This window comes from Citrobacter sp. 21OH12SH02A-Citro (genome assembly GCF_027919895.1).
Taxonomy (GTDB): domain Bacteria; phylum Pseudomonadota; class Gammaproteobacteria; order Enterobacterales; family Enterobacteriaceae; genus Citrobacter; species Citrobacter braakii.
The window spans coordinates 2,735,915-2,753,834 of sequence record NZ_CP114801.1 but is presented as its reverse complement, the minus strand read 5'-3'; the positions used below and the strand labels follow the sequence as shown (position 1 = coordinate 2,753,834).

Genomic DNA, 17,920 nt, shown 5'->3' with positions numbered 1-17,920 from the left:
TTATGGGCATTATTTCATGGGTGGTTTTCGGTCTTATTGCTGGGATTTTGGCAAAATGGATTATGCCGGGTAAAGATGGCGGCGGATTCTTTATGACCATTATCTTAGGGGTTGTCGGTGCGGTAGTGGGTGGCTGGATCAGCACCTTCTTTGGTTTTGGTAAAGTCGATGGTTTCAACTTCGGCAGTTTCGCCGTGGCGGTGATCGGTGCGATTGTGGTGTTGTTTATCTACAGAAAAATCAAAAGCTAAGTAAACATACAGACAATAGAGGCCACTAATATGTGGCCTTTTTCTTAGGTCACCACCAGCCGAATTCTGTTCCCAGAACGACGATGATAGCCACGCCAATCATAATAAGCGTTGTTTTTTTCATCGTTATGCTCCCGGCGCAGCGTAGCCGCCAATAAAAAACCAGGATAAGAAAACGACAGCGGAAATGAAAATGATGACGGGGAAAATAATACCGAGTCGCATACGATTATCTGCCAGAGTTATTTAAAGACGGGTTAGCATAGCAGGGCTTAATGTACGACAAAAGTGGTTTTATCCTGACGCTTTTTATCCTTGTACATTGCGCTGTCTGCGAGGTGAAGCGCGCAGTTTACATCAGTCTCCAACGGATTAATTTCCACCACGCCCAGACTGGCGCCAGGATAAAATAGATGAATGTCGCCCAGGTGGTAGTCACCACAAATTTGCTGTTGTAGCTGATTTTTCACCTGCTGCAGGCGGTCCCGCGGATCCCTGTCATCTTCCGGTGACAGGCTCACGACTAAAAATTCGTCACCACCCAGTCGGCCAAGGATATCATTGTCACCGCATTCGCGAAGCAGACGCTGACCAATCTGGATCAGAAACTGGTCGCCAACCTCGTGGCCAAAGCGGTCATTGATCAATTTGAAATCATCCAAATCAATATAGGCAAAAATAATCTTCTGCCTGAGATGTCGGGCAAGGGAAAAAAGAGTCTCAACATTTTCAAAAATGGCGCGCCGATTCGGTAATCCGGTCAGGGCATCGGTGTAAGAGTGCGCAATCAGCGCGGCATTCGCTTCACGTAACTGAGCAACCAGCGACTCTTTTTGAATTGACTGGGCGATCAGGCCCGCAAACAGATGTAACACCTGTTCGCCACGTTGGCTTAATGCGTGCTGGTGGCGACTGGTGGCGCAGAGCGTACCGTAAAACGTTCCGTCGGGAAGATGAATCGGCGTGCTCAGGAAAGTGGTTATCTCCAGCGCGCGGGCGGCGGTACACTCTGGCCAGCGAGCGGGGACGTTGTCGCTGTACAGACAGTTTTCGTCTATGGCGCGTTTGCATAGCGTCTCATCCCAGGGTACGGACAGCCCTTCAGGGATCTGCATCTGCTTGCTATTGCGCGCATACAAAATATGCTGCAGGCGGGCATCTAAATCGACCTTGGTTAAATAGGTGGATTCCATCTCAGTCACCACTTCCAGCATCTCCAGAAGTTGCCGAACCAGGCTCTCAACTGACTGCTCCGTGGCTAAGGATTGTGAGACTCTGGCAAGGATCATGTCCGACATGAGGTGTAAATGCTCCTGAGTAATGACTGGGCTGACGTGGCCCGCATGATAGAACATCAAGATGAAAGATGAAACACGCCATCCCGCTCAAAACTTAAACATTAAATTGAAAGCTGGCAGTAAAACATGGAGATAGATGGAAAGTCGGGGTAACCTGCCGGGATAAGGTTTTTAACAGGAGTCGATATGAAACTGGCGTCTATTATTTTGCCCGGCTTGTTGGTGTTAGCGGGATGTACCACTCAGCCCGAAGCCCCCAAACCGCCGAAGATTGGTCTGGCGAATCCGGCATCGGTATATTGCGAACAAAAGGGCGGCTCGCTGATTGCGGTGCAGATCCCGCAAGGCGTAAGGTCGGACTGCAAATTACCGGGCGGGGAAGTGATTGATGAATGGGCGCTCTGGCGCAGAGATCATCCGACAACGGGCAAATGAAATCCGGTTAGCATTGACGTATCCATTCAGCCAGCACCAGCGCGTGGTTTTGCTGGGTGTTTTTCGCCGCATACAGTAGCGTTAAGGTTTGCTGTCGGGCAATCTCTGCGAGACGCTTTCCTTCCTGCTGCTGTAGGGCCAGTTCAGCGCGATATTGCTCGGAAAAGTGTGTGAAATCAATCAATTCTGCGTGGAACGCCTTGCGTAAATCAGATGACGGCGTAAGCGCTTTATTCCATTCGTTAAAAATAAAGTCGGTCTTTTTTACCCCGCGAGGCCACAGCCTGTCGACCAGTACGCGATAACCATCATTTTTTTCTGCTGGGTCATACACCCGTTTACATTGAATTTTCATCTTTTCATCTGCTCCATTAATCCACTGCTTTGATATATTTCGACACCTTTATTACGGTTAAATAAGATCGTAAAACGTGACAATTGTAACATTCTGCCCGTCCTGACTCCCAATTTAAGGGATTGTGATACCAACAAAAAATCGGTAGGCTGAGGCTCCTTATATTGTCCCTCATTGTCTGGACATAAGGAAAGCTTAATGGAAATTTCCCCGTTTAAAGATACGCTTCGCATTGCGCTGGTGGGTGATTACAGCCCTGATATTGTGGCGCATCAGGCCATTCCTCTTGCTATCGATGATGCCGCTGCCGTCCTGGAATTAGTGGCTGATTATGACTGGCTAACCACCTCTGATATTAGCAGCAGTGAAGATCTGATTGGCTATGATGCTATTTGGGTCGTTCCTGGCAGTCCATATCGGCACCTGGAAGGCGCACTGATCGCTATCCGCTACGCGCGTGAAAACAGCATCCCATTCCTCGGGACCTGTGGCGGTTTTCAACATGCGATTCTGGAGTATGCCCGCAACGTGCTGGGCTGGAGTGATGCTGCCCATGCGGAAACGGATACCACGGGGCGGATGGTCATCGCACCGTTGACCTGCTCGCTGGTAGAAAAAACGGACGATATTGAACTGAGGGCCAATACGCTGATTGCCAAAGCCTACGGACGGGGTGTTATCTCCGAGGGGTATCACTGCAACTATGGCGTATCGGAAGATTTTGCCGCCGAGCTTGAGAGCGGTGATCTTCGTGTGACTGGCTGGGATGAGGCTGGTGATATCCGTGCCATTGAGCTGGTGACGCATCCTTTTTTTGTCGGCACACTCTTTCAGCATGAACGTGGAGCGCTGGCGGGAAAACCCGTGCCGTTAGTTCAGGCAATGCTGCGCGCTGCGCGAGGATAAAAAACGGGCAGGTTATACTCAAACCTGCCCGCTGCTTTATGCGCTTGCGATCTCCCGATTACGCCCTGCGCACAAACCAAACACCGCCATCAGTATCGCTAACACGGCGACCCCAGCTAATGGAATCAGCCAGCTACCATTGAGGTCGTGAATCTTACCCATCAGCGGTGGCCCACAGGCAGCCAGTAAATACCCGACGGATTGTGCCATGCCGGACAGGGCCGCGGCCTGATGCGCTGAGCTTGCGCGCAGGCCAATAAAGGTCAAACCAAGGATCATCGTGGCGCCTGAGCCAAAGCCAAACAGTATGGTCCACAGCAAAGCCTGCCCGGGCATTACCGCGAATCCCGCTGCGCCGATGGCGCACATTAACGAAACCAGTGCGGCGATGGCGCGCTGATCCTTAAATCTGTTCAGGACGAGAGGGATCAATAACCCCGGCGCGGCGGTTGCCAGTTGCAGTAAACCATGCAACGAACCGGCCTGCGCTTCGCTGTAGCCGTGGCTGATTAAAATGGCGGGTAGCCAGCCAATGATCACGTAGTAGATAAGTGAATTGATCCCGAGAAACAGCGTCACCTGCCAGGCGAGGCTCGAGCGCCAGATCGCGCGGGAATGCAAAGCGCGCGAGTTGCTCAAACTGGCATTGGCCGTCTGGCGACATTGGGGTAACCAGATAATCAGCGCCAGCAGCGGAAAGACCATCAGTACCATCAGCGCACCGCGCCAGCCAAACCCGTTCAGCGCCAGCGGAACCACAATAGCTGAACCCAGTGCCGCCGCTGCGCCCATAGTCAGCGAGTATGCGCCAGTGAGTTTTGCCACATGCTGAGCAAAATCACGCTTAATCAGCCCAGGTAACAGCACATTTCCCAGCGCGATTCCGCAACCAATGATAGCGGTGCCGCTAAACAGGAAACCTGTCGTGGGCAGGGAACGTATCGCAATACCTGCGCAAATCAGTAGCATTGCGGCAAACAGGCTGCGTTCGATACCCCAACGGCGTGCAACGGCGGCGGCCAGAGGCGATACCAGTGCGAAGGCCAGCAGCGGCAGGGTGGTCAGAAGTCCCGTCTGGGCGGTACTCAGGCCGTAGTCGGTGCGAATTGCATCCAGCAACGGGGCGGCTCCGGTAAAGGTGACGCGCAGCGTGGTGGCAATCATCAGGATCCCCGCGATCAGCCAGGCTGCGTTTTTGCCGCGGGAGGAAGGCATATTTGTCATTTTTTTCTCATATCGTCAGGCGAGGCGATACTTTAGCGTTTTTACTCAATGGATGAATCAAGCTAAAATGACAGTTTATCGCTAAAAACGGACATTTTTATGTTAGGACTGAGGCTGGATGGGTATGAGCCCGACCTTTACCACGATGCGGCGGTGGCGTTTTGTATACAGGCCCGGGAAGATGAACTCTTCAGTCCGCTGCATCAGCACCGTAAGGGGCAGTTGATTCTGGCCTTGCATGGCGCGATCACCTGTGAGGTTGAAAATGCTATGTGGATGGTGCCTCCACAATATGCGGTATGGATCCCCGGTGAAATTCCACACAGCAACCACGTTACCGTTGGGGCGCAACTGTGCTTTTTGTTTATTGAGCCGCAGGCAGTAGTGATGCCTGAACGCTGCTGCACCCTGAAAATCGCCCCGTTATGTCGGGAGCTCATTCTGGCGCTGGCGTCCAAAACGGATGATCAACGGCTGGAGCCGTCTACCCAGCGGCTGACGCAAGTGTTATTTGATGAACTCCCGCAGCAGCCGCAGGAGCAAATGCAGTTGCCGGTTTCCGATCACCCGAAAATCCGCAGAATGGTCGCGACGATGGCGCGGGAGCCCGCGCAGTGGCAGACGCTGGGACAGTGGGCCAGCGTATTTGCGATGAGTGAGCGGAACCTCGCCCGTCTGGTCGTTAAAGAGACGGGGTTGAGTTTTCGCCGCTGGCGTCACCAGCTTCAATTGATTCTGGCGCTGCAGGCGCTGATAGATGGCCATAACGTGCAACAGGTTGCGCAAATGCTCGGTTACGATTCGACCACGGCATTTATCACCATGTTCAAAAAAGGCCTGGGACAGACGCCAGGCCGTTATCTGGCTGGACTGGCTACTGCTTACCAACAATCAATGACACCAGACCTGCCGCAATGAGCGGTCCCACCGGCACACCGCGAAATAGCGCCACGCCCAGTACCGTACCCACCAGTAAACCGGCCACAAGCTGAGGCTGGCTACCCATGAGCGTGACACCGCGCCCGCCAAGCCAGGAGACGAATACCCCGATGGCAATAGCGACCAGTGATTTCCAATTCACAAAGGAGTGGATGAGCGTGGAGGGGGGGAGCGTTCCGCTGGCGATCGGCGCCATGACGCCAATGGTTAGAATTATAATCCCGACGGTCAGGCCCTGTTTTTCTATCCATGGAAAGAACGTATTCAGAGGGGTAACACGGACAATGATCAGCACCAGAATTGAAACAGCGACAGTGGTGTTGTGGCTGACAAAGCCCAGAGCTGCCAGTCCGAGCAGGATCAGCAGAGTGACATCAAACATCGTAGTTTCCTTGCCAAAAGAAAAAATAAGCCTGCTTACTGTACGCGTAAACGCGTGACGGAACAGGCTTTTTTTAATGATTATGATTTTTTTTGGGCTAATGCACGATGCTACGCTTTTTACTCCTGACTCGGACGGCTATTGTACGCGGCGGAACGGGAGTAATTCCGGTTGCGCGATACGCAGGTAATCTGCGGTATCCATGATCACGGATTTTTCCAGCACTCCGGCATTGAACGCAATTTCATTAAAACGCTCAAACAATAGCGGATCGGCGACCAGCTTAAGATTTGGATGGAAGCTAAACGGTGGAATAGCGCCGAATACGCAGCCTGTCAGCGCATCGACTTCCGCCGGGCTGGCAAGTGATGCTCTTAACCCGCCGATATGACTGGCTAACAGGCTCAGGTCGGCCTGCTGGTCGGCAGAAAGAATCGCCAGGACATGCTGATTAACGCCGTTGCCTTTGACCTTACAAACCAGCGCTTTTGCTCCCTGGCCCAGTGCGGTACCGCGAATTTCAGAAACCGCTTCACATTTGCCGACCGCTTCATGGCTTACCACGCGATACGTCGCGCCTTGTTCTGACAACAGCGAAATTAAACGCTGATGCGTTGCGTTACCTTTGTTCACTTCCGTCATGACTTACTCCTGGTACAACAATGAAAATCCTGTCAGAAAAATGATTACGCATCCGCGCGTTTTTTCTGTTTGTTCAGGTAGAGCTGTGCATCGGATGCTTTGTAGGCATCATCAATGGTGTCGTTTGGCTGCATATTATAAATCCCTGCGGAGAAGCTGATTGCTCTATCTTGCGCAATAATTTGTAAGTTATAGCGAATCCTCTCCAGCAGACGAGGCGTTAATTCAGCGGGGTAATCGATGAGGATAATGCAAAACTCATCCCCACCGAGGCGGATGGCATAGTCGTTTTTGCGAATAGAGGTTTGAATGGCTCTAGCCAGAATGGTGATAATGCGATCGCCTTCCTTATGCCCCAGCGTATCATTAATGACTTTTAGTTTATCGCAATCAATGGCGATAAAGGTCACAAGGGTGCCCGCGTTTACCAACTGCTGTAAACGCTGTTCGAGCGTCGGCGTTAAAATTTTGCGGTTGTAGAGCCCGGTCATCGCGTCACTGATATTTTCACGCGTGACGTTGTGATACAGCCGAAAATGCGTTCTGACCATATTCAGCAACAGTATTGTCGCCAGCAGATAAAAGGCGAATACTTTCCAGGAGGAGACAATAAAGTACATAAAATCAAGCGATAAGGTGATGCGTATACCGCCGGGCATGTCCTCCTGGTAGTGAACATAGCTAAACAGGTTGTTCTCACTTTGGTGAACGAGTATCTCCTTACCTGAGTTGATGTCCGAAAGCGTCACGTTAAGATAGCGCCAGACGAGAGGGCGGTCGCTGGTATAGAAAATATTCTTTAAATTCTCTTTGTTAATATCCACCATCACCACGCCTTTTAACTTACCGGCATAGTAGACCGGTGTTAAAAAGCTCATCACTTTTTTCTCGGTCAGGTTATCTTCATAAATACGGGAGATTACCGTGCGGCCAGTGAAAATACCGTCAATATCATTCTGGTTGATACCCAGGTTTCCTTTTTGCAAAAACGACCAGTTGTGTATCGCAAATTTCCGCGAATCGACCAGATCAAAGAAATAGACGTAGTTATTTTTGAGATCGACGTAATATCGAAATTTATACTCCTGCATACCTAAACCATGACCGTAATCTTTCTGTTCACGATTAACGTTTACCGCCCGGTCAAAAGAGGGCAGTAGAAATATGTCTTCAAGTTTCTCGCTACATTTTGTAGTGGGGGTTTGCAACGTACCGTGTAATGGCAGGTAGTTATGCTGGGTGAGGTTGAGCCCATGAGTGCCGTTAACGCTGTCGAAAGCGTTGCAAAGTGCTTTTTGTTGCTCGATAGAAGCGGGTACCTGGGGGGATGAAAATGTGCGCATCAGATGGGCTGCAATACTTTGATTAGTATACTTATCATAGAGAAACGATGAGTCGGCTTTCTCATTGATATAGCGCATGTACGCATTCATTGCTTTATCGCTGGCAATGAGCTCATAAACCAAAAAAGAAAACGTCAAAACAACTACGCTGACGGAGATAAAGAGCCTGAGCGCTTTATGATGCAATTGCATAATGATGTACAGCCCTGTAAGTCTGATACTTCAGTCTATCACACGGCATACATCCGCTCTAACGCTACTGGGAAGGGCATTTTGTAATAAAAATCATTCGCGTGCTTCACCTTTAACTCTTATTGTTGTATTTATAATGCAACTTATAAGGAAGGAGACAAGCAGATGAGCGCGACTGATAAAGCGGGCCATACGTTCTTAGCCAGCCTGGGCAAAACCCGTCTGCGTCCGGGGGGCGTTGAAGCAACAGAGTGGTTGTTCAGCCAGTCACAGCTGACGCCCGACAGCCAGGTGCTGGAAGTGGCGTGTAACATGGCCACGACGGCGATAGAGTTAGTTCAACGTTTTGGTTGTACGGTATACGCCATTGATATGGATAAAACCGCACTGGCAAACGCCAGAAATAACGTGGCGGCAAATGGTCTGGAAAATCACATTCACGTTATGGCAGCTAACGCTAACACCCTTCCATTTGCGGATAACAGTTTCGACGTTGTGATCAACGAAGCCATGCTGACAATGTATGCTGATAAAGCGAAGGCGAAGTTAATTGCCGAGTATTATCGCGTATTGAAGCCCGGCGGGCGTCTGTTAACTCACGACATTATGTTCACCGCACAAAAACTGGGCGCGGGCGAGCAGGGCCAGCTTGTAGAGGTAGTGAAATCAAACGTTAGCCCGATGACCAGACAAGGCTGGCGCGATTTATTTCTGAACGGTGGGTTTGCACAGGTCTTGCAGCAGAATGGCGATATGTCGCTGATGTCGCCGCGAGGATTAATTCGTGATGAAGGGCTGACTGGGGCGGTTAAAATTGTGTTTAACGGCTTACGCACACGCGAAAATCGTCGCCGGTTCCTGAAAATGTTTCGCTTCTTCCGTTCGCAACGTCACCAGCTAAACTACATTGCCTGCTGCTCCGTGAAGGGAAAATAAAAAGGATAAACGGATGAATATTGATAAAATGAAAAATCAGCATGTTGAAATTCTGGAGAAAATATCATTTCTACGTACGTTGAGCCATGCAGGCGTATCATCCAATGCCCAGGAAATTGCAACTGCGATCGTTAGCATGAGTGCCATTATAAAAACACATTTGTTTGCTGAAGATCAGTTCCTTTATCCACATATTGAGCAGGATGGAAATAGTACGCTCAGACAGGTTAGCTCAAAATTTCAACGTGAAATGACGGATATCGTCAGCGAATATGAAGTTTTTTCCCGGCGCTGGAATATTGCCAGTAAATTAAAAGGTAATGATGAGGCATTCAGACGTGATGCCAACAATGTTCTACGCAAAGTGTATGAGCGTATGCAAAAAGAAAATAAAGACTTCTATCCGCTGGTGGAAAGGATGTAGGGTGTTTTAAAACACAATGATAAAAGGATGGCGAAGTGTCAGAAAAACACTGGTCGAGAATGGAGTACCTTCATCAGACAGTGACCAACCCTAATATAGTTATTAAGGGTACGCATAGCTATTACAGTGACTGCTGGGATCATGGATTCGAACGTTCGGTGGTGCGGTATTTACTCGGTGATGAGATCAGCCGGGACTGGGAACCGCTTGGGCATTTGGATAAGTTGATTATTGGGAATTTCGTCTGCATTGGCGCTGAGAGCGTTATTCTGATGGGGGGAAATAGTACGCACCGGCTTGACTGGATCAGTCTTTATCCCTTTATGGCGTCGATCAAAGATGCCTACGAGTTTCGGGGTGACACGGTGTTGCATGATGGTTGCTGGTTAGGCATGCGCGCCATGATCATGCCAGGCGTTACGCTCGGGGAGGGCGCTGTTGTCGCAGCAGGTGCGGTGGTGACTAAAGATGTGCCACCGTATGCGGTAGTCGGCGGTAATCCGGCAAAAATAATAAAATATCGCCTGCCGGTGGGGGATATTGAACGAATACTAGCCCTTAATTTGTATCAACTTCCGGAAGAGTCGCTCGTGAAAATGCAACCGCTGTTGTCTTCTGGCGATATTTCCGCGCTCGATGTGGAAGTGGCTAGCCTGAGACAAAATGCTAAATGACATAACATGTGGTCGAAACGCGAGGTCATAAAAATCAACCAGAGGAGATAACCTCTGGCTGATTTATGTATGTGGTTAGCTATTGCTGGTTGTACTTTGCTTATGAAACAGTTCGCGGAATACCGGATAAATGTCATCCTGGTCGCGGATATGCTGCATCGCAAAGTTTTCAAACGTTGATTGCAGATGTTCGTATTCACGCCACAAGGTCTGGTGCGCACGGCGGGTGATTTCGATATAGCTATAATATCGCACCATCGGCAGCAGTTTTTTCGCCAGAATCTCATGACACAACGGGGAATCATCCGCCCAGTTATCACCGTCCGAGGCCTGTGCGGCATAGATGTTCCACTGGGCTGGGTCGTAACGGTCTTTTACCACTTCATCCATTAACTTCAGCGCGCTGGAGACAATGGTTCCCCCGGTTTCCTGAGAGTAGAAGAACTCGTGCTCATCCACCTCTTTCGCCTGGGTATGGTGGCGAATATAAACCACTTCCACGTTTTTGTAGGTCCGACTCAAGAACAGATACAGCAAGATATAAAAACGCTTGGCCATATCTTTGGTCGACTGATCCATTGAACCGGAGACGTCCATCAGGCAGAACATCACTGCCTGGCTGGAAGGATCGGGCCGTTTTTCATAATTCTTGTAGCGTAAATCAAAGGTGTCGATAAACGGCACGCGTTCGATTTTTGCCCGTAGTTCGGCAATCTCTTTGCGTAACCGTTCCTCTTCCAGCAACTGCGCTGGTTCACTTTTCGCGATGGTTTCCAGATCCGCTTCGAGCGCATGCAGTTCGCGACGCTTACCTGCCGTCATCGCTGTGCGGCGCGCCAGTGAGTTTTGCAGGGAGCGCACCACGCTAATGTTGGCAGGCACGCCGTTAGATGTGAAACCTGCCCGGTGCGTTTTGTACTCCGTTAACTGACGCTGCTGATTCTGCTTCAGGTTAGGAAGTGCTAAATCTTCGAACAATAGATCGAGATATTCATCTTTAGAGATCTGGAAGACGAACTCATCCTGACCCTCGCCATCCTGGCTGGCCTGGCCTTGTCCGCTTCCTGAACCACCGCCGCCGCCCTGCGGGCGTTCAATGCGGTCGTTCTGCACAAAATGGTCGTTACCCGGATGCACGCGATGGCGCAAGCCGCCACGCCCCTGATGGAACATCGGTTCGCTAATATCATCAGTCGGAATAGAGACAGATTCGCCGCTATCCACATCAGTCACCGAACGCTTGTTAATGGCCTCGGAGATCGACTGTTTAATTTGCGATTTATAACGGCGTAAGAAGCGCTGGCGGTTTACCGTGCTCTTGTTTTTGCCGTTAAGACGCCGGTCAATAAACCAGGTCATAAGCCCCCCGTACTGCATTTGCCAACTTTATGCTACATCAGTAACGCCGGATGCGCTGAGCATATCCGGCCTACGGATGTGTATTGTAGGCCCGGCAAGCGTACGCGCCTCCGGGCACTTTTTTTAAGACGATTTACGTACGCGCAAATACCATTCGCACAGTAAACGTACCTGCTTACGCGTGTAGCCTTTTTCCATCATCCGGTCGACAAAATCGTCGTGTTTTTTCTGCTCGTCAGTTGAGGTTTTGGCGTTGAACGAAATGACCGGCAGCAACTCCTCGGTATTGGAGAACATTTTCTTCTCAATGACCGTGCGCAGTTTTTCGTAACTGGTCCAGTTTGGATTGCGACCGCTGTTATTCGCTCTGGCACGCAGAACAAAGTTGACGATCTCGTTACGGAAATCTTTGGGGTTACTAATACCCGCCGGTTTCTCAATTTTCTCCAGTTCTGAGTTCAACGACTCGCGGTCAAACAGCTGACCGGTATCCGGGTCGCGATACTCCTGATCCTGAATCCAGAAATCCGCATAAGTGACATAACGGTCAAAAATGTTTTGTCCATATTCGGAATAGGATTCGAGATAAGCCGTCTGGATCTCTTTGCCAATGAACTCAGCATATTTCGGGATCAGATAGCCTTTCAGGAACTCAAGGTAACGTTCTGCCAGCTCCTGCGGGAACTGTTCGCGCTCGATTTGCTGCTCCAGTACGTAGAACAGATGCACCGGGTTAGCTGCCACTTCGGCGTGGTCAAAGTTAAAGACGCGTGAGAGGATCTTAAACGCGAAACGCGTGGAAAGACCGTTCATTCCCTCATCGACCCCGGCGTAATCCCGATATTCTTGATAGGACTTCGCTTTTGGATCGGTATCTTTCAGGCTTTCCCCATCGTAAACACGCATCTTCGAGTAAATGCTCGAGTTCTCAGGCTCTTTCAGGCGAGAAAGAATGGTAAAGCGAGAGAGCGTTTCCAGCGTGCCCGGTGCGCAAGGCGCATGGGTCAGCTCACTGTGGTTAAGCAGTTTTTCGTAAATTTTGATCTCTTCGGAGATCCGCAGGCAATAAGGCACTTTGACGATGTAAACACGGTCAAGGAACGCCTCATTGTTTTTATTATTACGGAACGTCACCCATTCGGACTCGTTCGAGTGGGCGAGAATAATTCCGTTAAACGGCAGGGCAGAGATACCTTCTGTCCCGTTGTAGTTTCCTTCCTGGGTTGCGGTCAGCAGAGGATGCAGCACTTTAATCGGTGCTTTAAACATCTCAACGAACTCCATAATCCCCTGGTTTGAGCGGCACAGTGCGCCCGAATAACCGTAGGCATCAGGATCGTTCTGGGCGTGGTGTTCGAGTTTACGAATATCCACTTTCCCGACCAGCGCAGAAATATCCTGGTTGTTTTCATCACCAGGCTCCGTTTTGGCAATAGCGATCTGCTCCAGAATAGACGGCCAGACTTTGACAACGCGGAATTTTGTAATGTCCCCGCCAAAATCATGCAGACGTTTTGCAGCCCAGGGCGACATGATCGTACCGAGATAACGACGTGGGATCCCATACTCTTTTTCCAGGATCTGCGCGTCTTCCTGTGGGTTAAACAGGCATAACGGATGATCGTTTACCGGGCTACGCTCGCCGTTGGCGCTCAGGACATAAATCGGTACTCGCTGCATCAGCGACTTCAGCCGCTCAGCAAGAGATGATTTCCCCCCTCCCACAGGCCCCAGCAGATACAGAATCTGCTTCTTCTCTTCCAGACCCTGAGCCGCATGCTTCAAATAAGAAACAATCTGCTCAATGGCCTCTTCCATGCCATAAAACTCTTCAAAAGCGGGGTATCGTGCAATCACCCGATTCGAAAAGAGTCGAGAAAGACGAGGTTCGTGGGCAGTGTCGACCATGACAGGCTCACCAATAGCCATTAATAGCCGCTCTGCCGCATTGGCATAAGCGCTGCGATCTTGCCGACAAGTGGTAAGAAACTCCTGCAGCGTGAACTCTTCGTCCTTGGCAGCTTCATAACGCTGGCGATAGTGATCGAATATATTCATGGTATGCCGTCCTTTCGTTTTTTTAGCACATGTTAAGAGCCGTTCATATGAATAGTAGAGGCCCCTGAAGAGGTAAACTGAACGACGTCGCTGCTGAAGAAATAAGCAACTCTCATGCCATTGTGGTGGTCAGGAGATCAACGTATTCGGTGATACACCTTCTAAAATTAAGCGTAGATGGCATTTGCAAAACTTGCCTGTGTGCGCAAATGAATTTCAATGGCATATCAATAACTCATCAGCAAAAAAAGCATATCTTTTGTAAATCTATGGGGCAGGATTCATGCGGTGTTCACTGTCCTGCAAGCAAAATGTCATCACTCGCTGAGAAATTAGGGGGTTACATTCTGGGGCGAATCCGTAAAATAGTTGGGCTGAAGCGTATTGACGGTTAAACTTTGACCGCTACACATTTAAATAAGGAATTATTGACTGTGACCAAACTCAAACTTCTGGCACTTAGCGTGCTTATTGCCACTTCCGCTAACGTCGCACAGGCAGAGAGCAACCTGACGCTGGGCGCAGGCGTTGGTGTGGTTGAGCACCCTTACAAAGATTACGATAGTGACGTTTACCCGGTCCCGGTTGTGACTTATGAAAGCGATAACTTCTGGTTCCGTGGTCTGGGCGGTGGTTACTACCTGTGGAATGACGATACCGATAAGCTGTCGGTGATGGCCTATTGGTCGCCAATGTACTTCAAACCGGGTGACAGCGACGACAACCGTCTGCGTAGTCTGGATAAACGTAAGAGCACCATGATGGCTGGCCTTTCTTACATTCACAACACGCAATACGGTTTCCTGCGTACCAGCCTTGCAGGCGATACGCTGGATAACAGCAATGGTATTGTATGGGATCTGGCGTGGTTATACCGCTATACCAATGGCGGTCTGACGTTGACTCCGGGGATTGGTGTCGAGTGGAACAGTGAAAACCAGAATGAATACTATTATGGTGTTTCACGCCATGAATCTGCCCGTAGCGGCTTGCGTAGCTACGATCCTGAAAGCTCCTGGAACCCGTATCTGGAGCTCAGCGCAAACTATAACTTCCTGGGCAACTGGAGCGTATACGGTACTGCGCGTTATACCCGCCTGTCTGATGAAGTGACAGACAGCCCGATGGTGGACAAATCCTGGACGGGTCTGATTTCAACGGGTGTTACCTACAAGTTCTGATACCACTGTGTGTCAAACACTCGCCCGCAGAGATGCGGGCTTTTTTGTGCATATCAGAGATGAATATTGATCCAAAACATGTGATTTGATTTTTTGTGCTGTTTTGGCATTACATCGGCCGCAACAAATAGTTAACGTATTTTTCCTGCCGCAATTACCAAAATTAAACCTGTTGTTTGATGAGACTGAAATCTATTCGTTTGTGAATGGAAGAGTATCTGTACAGTTTCACGAATTATTGTTCTGGGAGAGTGATTTCTGGTTTCGCAATATATTGATAATATTCTATTTTATAATCACGGTATAATTTTATCGTGAAACTCTCGCCACTAAAAATAGCAAGATAACTATTTTATTATTTTTGTGAGACGATGAAAGTTAACTTTCATTTGAAAAAATAAAATCATTAAGTTAATTTTTATTTTACATCTTTTAGGTATTTATCTGAAAACATTAAAATTGACATTAAATAAGCGATTGCAGATATTACTCCAACTTAATAAGTAAAGACAGTAACGCTGCATGGCTCAGATATTAAATGTCATGTGGTTTTCTTGCGAATAAACCTGGTAGAGATAATGAAAAAGTTAATCATGATAGCAGTGATGGGTGGGATTCTGACGGGATGTTCCACCGAGGCTTCACGCATGAGTGCTTGCGAAAGCAAGGGCGTGAGCCGCGATGCCTGCTATATCGCTGAGCAAAACCGTCAGGCGACAATCAATGCCGTAGCTGAAAAACAAGCTATGGAGAACGCGCAAAACGTATATAACTCAAATGATACTAATTCCAGTCATCACCACAAACACAATAATTATTAAGGTGTAACTTATGAAGAAATTAATAATTATCGCTGCACTGGTCGCAACATCTGCGGCTGCACCAGCCTATGCCATCAGCGAGGCTTACCGTCAGCAGTTACAGCATGAACATAAAACGATGGTCAGCGATGCTAATGCTCCGGTGCACGCCAGTAAAATCACACCCGTGCATGTGAATAAACTGGGTGTAGACTTTAAACGTGGCGCTGATGGTATTGCTTATATTAATGGCAAAGCGGCGGCAAATGATGAGAACAATGCAGACGCTCAGTCTTATAGCGCGGGCTTGATTTCCGTCATCGTCTATAAAAACGGGAAAATTAACGCGATGAAAGAGGGGAAATATTTAGGTCGCTTAAAATAACCGCAGTGCAGTTAAGATTTTCTGTCATTCGGCCCGGGAGCATTGTTTGTTCCCGGGTTTTTTATTGCCGTTGCCATAGCGGTCAACTTCCAATCTTAGAAGGTGCAATTTGTGCACCCTAACAGGACACATGCCAGTTGTTTTGCTTTACTGTGGTGCATTAACACAGGAGGGCGCTATGACAGCGAAACAGGTGATGTTTACAAAGCAGGTATCGCTGCCTGCTATTGGGCAGGGAACATGGTACATGGGCGAGGATCCTGGCCGACGCCGGGAAGAGGTTTCAGCGCTGCGGGCTGGTCTGGATCTCGGTCTGCGGTTGATCGATACCGCCGAAATGTATGCAGATGGTGCAGCGGAAGAGGTAGTGGGTGAAGCATTAACCGGGCGTCGTGATAGCGCTTTTTTAGTCTCGAAAGTATATCCCTGGAATGCCGGTGGTCAGAAAGCCATTGCCGCCTGTGAAGCGAGCCTGCGTCGACTAAAAACCGATTATCTGGATCTCTATTTGCTCCACTGGACGGGCAGTTTTTCATTTGCTGAGACCGTTGATGCCATGGAAGCACTCATTGCGCAGGGGAAAATCCGCCGCTGGGGCGTCTCTAATCTCGATTACGATGACATGCAGGCGTTATGGCAAGTCACAGGTGGGCGGGAATGTGCCACTAACCAGGTGCTTTATCATTTAGCATCGCGCGGTATTGAATATGATTTACTGCCGTGGTGCCAGCAGCAGCAGATGCCGGTCATGGCTTACAGTCCGCTGGCTCAGGCGGGGCGATTGCGCGGTGACTTGCTTTCTCATTCTGTGATGAACGACATCGCGCACGCGCACAATGTTAGTGCTGCGCAGATTTTGCTGGCATGGGTGATCCGTCTGCCGGGCGTGATGGCGATTCCAAAAGCGGCAAGCATAGCGCATGTCGAACAAAATGCCGCCGCGCTGGAGATAACGCTCTCTGTTGATGAGCTGAAGCAGTTAGATAAGGCATATCCAGCGCCAAAGGGTAAAACGGCGCTGGATATGGCCTGATTTGCCGAATGGCGATGCTCACGCTTCTTATCCGGCCAACGCAATGTTTGGTAGGCCGGATAAGGCGCAAGTTCCGTCAGGCTACAGACACAATTTTAGCGTTTAGCAACGCGGATAGTTTGTGCCAGGCGTGATGGTTTTTCTTCGCGGGTTTTCTGCGGCGCGGTCGCGTAAGCCGTCTCTACGCAAACAAACGTTTTATAGCCGTCATCCGGCATGTCGCCCATGCTAACGGACAGCGCCGGACCCGGGTTCCAGCCTACGACATTCAGATGGTGATGATGGACGACGTCGATATTGCGGTTGAGCGCATCATCATGGATAACGCTGCACGCTTGCGGATTCAGATAGACACGATCGGTGCGGTCCGGGAAGGTCTGGATACCATCAGCCAGCACATCTTCTTTAGCATCATTCACTTTGTCGATCAGGCGATCGCCAAGTCCACTGACTTTTACTGCCGCAATGTCACCGACGTTGAAATAGGTATGCAGCGCAGAGGTGGTTTCAAATTCACCGTGGGCTTCCAGTTCCATTTCACAGGTGGCACCTACTTTGAAACGGGCCAGCAGGCAGAACTCGTGCGGCCATAGCTGACGCGTTTCAGCGTTGCTTTGCAATTCAAACGTCAGCACCACGCCATTGTCGTCTTCATTGTGCGCTTTCAGCGTCCATGGCAGGTTGCGGGCAAAACCATGAGAAGGCAGGCCCTGCTGAGCAGCCGGACCAAACCACGGCCAGCAAATTGGTACGCCGCCACGCAGCGCTACGCCGGTTTTAAACGGGGTATTGTTACTTAGCCACAGGACTTCCTCTTCGCCGTTGGGTTTCCAGGAAAGAAGATGTGCGCCCTGCAGTGCGAAAGATGCTTTAACCTGTGGATGATCGACCACAAGAATCTCGAGTTCATCAAGCTGGCGGCGGGAGAGGACCGGGGTAATTTGTTCGATTACCGGAAGTGCAAAAATTTTATTAATCATTATGCAATCCTTTTTTTTACCCTAAATAATTCGAGTTGCAGGACGGCGGCAAGTGAACGATCCCGATGAGCTTACAGAAGTAAGTGATTCGGGTGAGAGAGCATTGCCAACACACCGGTAACT

The 17,920-nt window shown here is 49.6% G+C and carries 22 protein-coding genes; 11 read left to right on the top strand and 11 right to left on the bottom strand.

Annotated features, from left to right (window positions below):
• Positions 1 to 2 precede the first annotated feature (2 nt).
• A complete protein-coding gene (locus O6D90_RS13365; RefSeq protein ID WP_016152796.1) occupies positions 3 to 251 on the top strand; it encodes a GlsB/YeaQ/YmgE family stress response membrane protein in 249 nt (82 codons plus the stop codon).
• A gap of 49 nt (positions 252 to 300) precedes the next feature.
• On the opposite strand, the gene yoaJ is transcribed toward O6D90_RS13365, so the two are convergent.
• Genes yoaJ through O6D90_RS13350 form a run of 3 tightly spaced genes read right to left on the bottom strand, consistent with a single transcriptional unit; the run spans position 301 to position 1,549 of the window.
• Positions 301 to 375: a protein YoaJ gene (gene yoaJ / locus O6D90_RS13360; protein ID WP_101700011.1), complete on the bottom strand. Its 75-nt coding sequence runs from the start codon at positions 373 to 375 to the stop codon at positions 301 to 303.
• A gap of 2 nt (positions 376 to 377) precedes the next feature.
• Positions 378 to 476, bottom strand: coding sequence for a YoaK family small membrane protein (locus O6D90_RS13355; protein WP_032941789.1), 99 nt, complete (start codon positions 474 to 476; stop codon positions 378 to 380).
• A gap of 47 nt (positions 477 to 523) precedes the next feature.
• Positions 524 to 1,549: a sensor domain-containing diguanylate cyclase gene (locus O6D90_RS13350; RefSeq protein ID WP_016156295.1), complete on the bottom strand. Its 1,026-nt coding sequence runs from the start codon at positions 1,547 to 1,549 to the stop codon at positions 524 to 526.
• Between the two features lie 186 nt (positions 1,550 to 1,735).
• Between O6D90_RS13350 and O6D90_RS13345 the strand changes: the two genes are divergently transcribed.
• Positions 1,736 to 1,984 (top strand): putative hemolysin, encoded by a 249-nt coding sequence (locus O6D90_RS13345; RefSeq protein WP_016156296.1) that lies wholly within the window; start codon positions 1,736 to 1,738, stop codon positions 1,982 to 1,984.
• A gap of 7 nt (positions 1,985 to 1,991) precedes the next feature.
• Here the strand turns inward: O6D90_RS13345 and O6D90_RS13340 are convergent, their stop codons facing one another.
• A complete protein-coding gene (locus tag O6D90_RS13340) occupies positions 1,992 to 2,339 on the bottom strand; it encodes a DUF488 domain-containing protein (RefSeq protein WP_016156297.1) in 348 nt (115 codons plus the stop codon).
• A gap of 198 nt (positions 2,340 to 2,537) precedes the next feature.
• On the opposite strand from O6D90_RS13340, the gene O6D90_RS13335 reads away from it, so the two are divergent.
• On the top strand, positions 2,538 to 3,245 hold the full coding sequence (locus O6D90_RS13335; protein ID WP_016156299.1) for a CTP synthase C-terminal region-related (seleno)protein: 708 nt from the start codon (positions 2,538 to 2,540) through the stop codon (positions 3,243 to 3,245).
• Between the two features lie 36 nt (positions 3,246 to 3,281).
• Here O6D90_RS13335 and O6D90_RS13330 read toward each other — a convergent pair whose 3' ends face one another.
• The gene (locus tag O6D90_RS13330; RefSeq protein WP_016156300.1) at positions 3,282 to 4,469 is read right to left on the bottom strand and encodes a CynX/NimT family MFS transporter; all 1,188 of its coding nucleotides are present in this window, start codon (positions 4,467 to 4,469) and stop codon (positions 3,282 to 3,284) included.
• 99 nt (positions 4,470 to 4,568) lie between these two features.
• Here O6D90_RS13330 and O6D90_RS13325 point away from each other — a divergent pair, with 99 nt between their 5' ends.
• Positions 4,569 to 5,387 (top strand): AraC family transcriptional regulator, encoded by an 819-nt coding sequence (locus tag O6D90_RS13325; protein WP_016156301.1) that lies wholly within the window; start codon positions 4,569 to 4,571, stop codon positions 5,385 to 5,387.
• On the opposite strand, the gene O6D90_RS13320 is transcribed toward O6D90_RS13325, so the two are convergent.
• From O6D90_RS13320 to dgcJ, 3 genes are all read right to left on the bottom strand, one after another.
• Complete coding sequence (locus O6D90_RS13320; RefSeq protein WP_016152803.1) at positions 5,344 to 5,790, bottom strand: DUF441 domain-containing protein; 447 nt, start codon at positions 5,788 to 5,790, stop codon at positions 5,344 to 5,346. The two genes, O6D90_RS13325 and O6D90_RS13320, sit on opposite strands and share 44 nt — an antisense overlap.
• Before the next feature lie 138 nt (positions 5,791 to 5,928).
• Positions 5,929 to 6,432 (bottom strand): YbaK/prolyl-tRNA synthetase associated domain-containing protein, encoded by a 504-nt coding sequence (locus tag O6D90_RS13315; RefSeq protein WP_016152804.1) that lies wholly within the window; start codon positions 6,430 to 6,432, stop codon positions 5,929 to 5,931.
• Between the two features lie 44 nt (positions 6,433 to 6,476).
• On the bottom strand, positions 6,477 to 7,967 hold the full coding sequence (gene dgcJ, locus O6D90_RS13310; protein WP_016156302.1) for a diguanylate cyclase DgcJ: 1,491 nt from the start codon (positions 7,965 to 7,967) through the stop codon (positions 6,477 to 6,479).
• Positions 7,968 to 8,132: 165 nt separating this feature from the next.
• Here dgcJ and O6D90_RS13305 point away from each other — a divergent pair, with 165 nt between their 5' ends.
• The 3 genes from O6D90_RS13305 to O6D90_RS13295 are packed head-to-tail and all read left to right on the top strand — an operon-like array spanning position 8,133 to position 10,001.
• Entirely contained in the window at positions 8,133 to 8,903 is a 771-nt protein-coding gene (locus O6D90_RS13305; RefSeq protein ID WP_016156303.1) for a class I SAM-dependent methyltransferase, read from the top strand.
• Between the two features lie 13 nt (positions 8,904 to 8,916).
• Positions 8,917 to 9,327, top strand: coding sequence for a hemerythrin domain-containing protein (locus tag O6D90_RS13300; protein WP_016156304.1), 411 nt, complete (start codon positions 8,917 to 8,919; stop codon positions 9,325 to 9,327).
• A gap of 35 nt (positions 9,328 to 9,362) precedes the next feature.
• Positions 9,363 to 10,001, top strand: a complete 639-nt coding sequence (locus O6D90_RS13295) for a CatB-related O-acetyltransferase (protein ID WP_218731482.1) — start codon at positions 9,363 to 9,365, stop codon at positions 9,999 to 10,001.
• Between the two features lie 75 nt (positions 10,002 to 10,076).
• Here the strand turns inward: O6D90_RS13295 and O6D90_RS13290 are convergent, their stop codons facing one another.
• On the bottom strand, positions 10,077 to 11,360 hold the full coding sequence (locus O6D90_RS13290) for a YeaH/YhbH family protein (RefSeq protein WP_016152809.1): 1,284 nt from the start codon (positions 11,358 to 11,360) through the stop codon (positions 10,077 to 10,079).
• 123 nt (positions 11,361 to 11,483) lie between these two features.
• Positions 11,484 to 13,418 carry a protein kinase YeaG gene (gene yeaG / locus O6D90_RS13285; RefSeq protein WP_016152810.1) on the bottom strand — a complete coding sequence of 645 codons (1,935 nt, stop codon included), beginning with the start codon at positions 13,416 to 13,418 and terminating at the stop codon, positions 11,484 to 11,486.
• Between the two features lie 434 nt (positions 13,419 to 13,852).
• Here yeaG and O6D90_RS13280 point away from each other — a divergent pair, with 434 nt between their 5' ends.
• The 4 genes from O6D90_RS13280 (at position 13,853) to O6D90_RS13265 (ending at position 16,817) form a co-directional block, all read left to right on the top strand.
• Positions 13,853 to 14,599, top strand: a complete 747-nt coding sequence (locus tag O6D90_RS13280; RefSeq protein ID WP_016152811.1) for a MipA/OmpV family protein — start codon at positions 13,853 to 13,855, stop codon at positions 14,597 to 14,599.
• A gap of 578 nt (positions 14,600 to 15,177) precedes the next feature.
• Positions 15,178 to 15,420 (top strand): hypothetical protein, encoded by a 243-nt coding sequence (locus tag O6D90_RS13275; protein WP_019076610.1) that lies wholly within the window; start codon positions 15,178 to 15,180, stop codon positions 15,418 to 15,420.
• Positions 15,421 to 15,430: 10 nt separating this feature from the next.
• Positions 15,431 to 15,784 carry a hypothetical protein gene (locus O6D90_RS13270; protein ID WP_016156306.1) on the top strand — a complete coding sequence of 118 codons (354 nt, stop codon included), beginning with the start codon at positions 15,431 to 15,433 and terminating at the stop codon, positions 15,782 to 15,784.
• A 178-nt stretch (positions 15,785 to 15,962) separates the two neighbouring features.
• The gene (locus O6D90_RS13265; RefSeq protein WP_271143108.1) at positions 15,963 to 16,817 is read left to right on the top strand and encodes an aldo/keto reductase; all 855 of its coding nucleotides are present in this window, start codon (positions 15,963 to 15,965) and stop codon (positions 16,815 to 16,817) included.
• Positions 16,818 to 16,912: 95 nt separating this feature from the next.
• Here the strand turns inward: O6D90_RS13265 and O6D90_RS13260 are convergent, their stop codons facing one another.
• On the bottom strand, positions 16,913 to 17,797 hold the full coding sequence (locus O6D90_RS13260) for a D-hexose-6-phosphate mutarotase (RefSeq protein ID WP_016156308.1): 885 nt from the start codon (positions 17,795 to 17,797) through the stop codon (positions 16,913 to 16,915).
• Between the last annotated feature and the right edge of the window lie 123 nt (positions 17,798 to 17,920).

What these genes read in the sequence shown, in the direction of transcription:
- O6D90_RS13315 (WP_016152804.1), bottom strand. Translation starts at nt 6,432, where the DNA reads ATGACGGAAGTGAACAAAGGTAACGCAACGCATCAGCGTTTAATTTCG.
- O6D90_RS13260 (WP_016156308.1), bottom strand. Translation starts at nt 17,797, where the DNA reads ATGATTAATAAAATTTTTGCACTTCCGGTAATCGAACAAATTACCCCG.
- O6D90_RS13325 (WP_016156301.1), top strand. Translation starts at nt 4,569, where the DNA reads ATGTTAGGACTGAGGCTGGATGGGTATGAGCCCGACCTTTACCACGAT.
- O6D90_RS13305 (WP_016156303.1), top strand. Translation starts at nt 8,133, where the DNA reads ATGAGCGCGACTGATAAAGCGGGCCATACGTTCTTAGCCAGCCTGGGC.
- O6D90_RS13265 (WP_271143108.1), top strand. Translation starts at nt 15,963, where the DNA reads ATGACAGCGAAACAGGTGATGTTTACAAAGCAGGTATCGCTGCCTGCT.
- O6D90_RS13350 (WP_016156295.1), bottom strand. Translation starts at nt 1,549, where the DNA reads ATGTCGGACATGATCCTTGCCAGAGTCTCACAATCCTTAGCCACGGAG.
- O6D90_RS13365 (WP_016152796.1), top strand. Translation starts at nt 3, where the DNA reads ATGGGCATTATTTCATGGGTGGTTTTCGGTCTTATTGCTGGGATTTTG.
- O6D90_RS13335 (WP_016156299.1), top strand. Translation starts at nt 2,538, where the DNA reads ATGGAAATTTCCCCGTTTAAAGATACGCTTCGCATTGCGCTGGTGGGT.
- O6D90_RS13345 (WP_016156296.1), top strand. Translation starts at nt 1,736, where the DNA reads ATGAAACTGGCGTCTATTATTTTGCCCGGCTTGTTGGTGTTAGCGGGA.
- O6D90_RS13300 (WP_016156304.1), top strand. Translation starts at nt 8,917, where the DNA reads ATGAATATTGATAAAATGAAAAATCAGCATGTTGAAATTCTGGAGAAA.
- dgcJ (WP_016156302.1), bottom strand. Translation starts at nt 7,967, where the DNA reads ATGCAATTGCATCATAAAGCGCTCAGGCTCTTTATCTCCGTCAGCGTA.
- yeaG (WP_016152810.1), bottom strand. Translation starts at nt 13,418, where the DNA reads ATGAATATATTCGATCACTATCGCCAGCGTTATGAAGCTGCCAAGGAC.
- O6D90_RS13355 (WP_032941789.1), bottom strand. Translation starts at nt 476, where the DNA reads ATGCGACTCGGTATTATTTTCCCCGTCATCATTTTCATTTCCGCTGTC.
- O6D90_RS13275 (WP_019076610.1), top strand. Translation starts at nt 15,178, where the DNA reads ATGAAAAAGTTAATCATGATAGCAGTGATGGGTGGGATTCTGACGGGA.
- O6D90_RS13340 (WP_016156297.1), bottom strand. Translation starts at nt 2,339, where the DNA reads ATGAAAATTCAATGTAAACGGGTGTATGACCCAGCAGAAAAAAATGAT.
- O6D90_RS13330 (WP_016156300.1), bottom strand. Translation starts at nt 4,469, where the DNA reads ATGACAAATATGCCTTCCTCCCGCGGCAAAAACGCAGCCTGGCTGATC.
- O6D90_RS13270 (WP_016156306.1), top strand. Translation starts at nt 15,431, where the DNA reads ATGAAGAAATTAATAATTATCGCTGCACTGGTCGCAACATCTGCGGCT.
- O6D90_RS13320 (WP_016152803.1), bottom strand. Translation starts at nt 5,790, where the DNA reads ATGTTTGATGTCACTCTGCTGATCCTGCTCGGACTGGCAGCTCTGGGC.
- O6D90_RS13290 (WP_016152809.1), bottom strand. Translation starts at nt 11,360, where the DNA reads ATGACCTGGTTTATTGACCGGCGTCTTAACGGCAAAAACAAGAGCACG.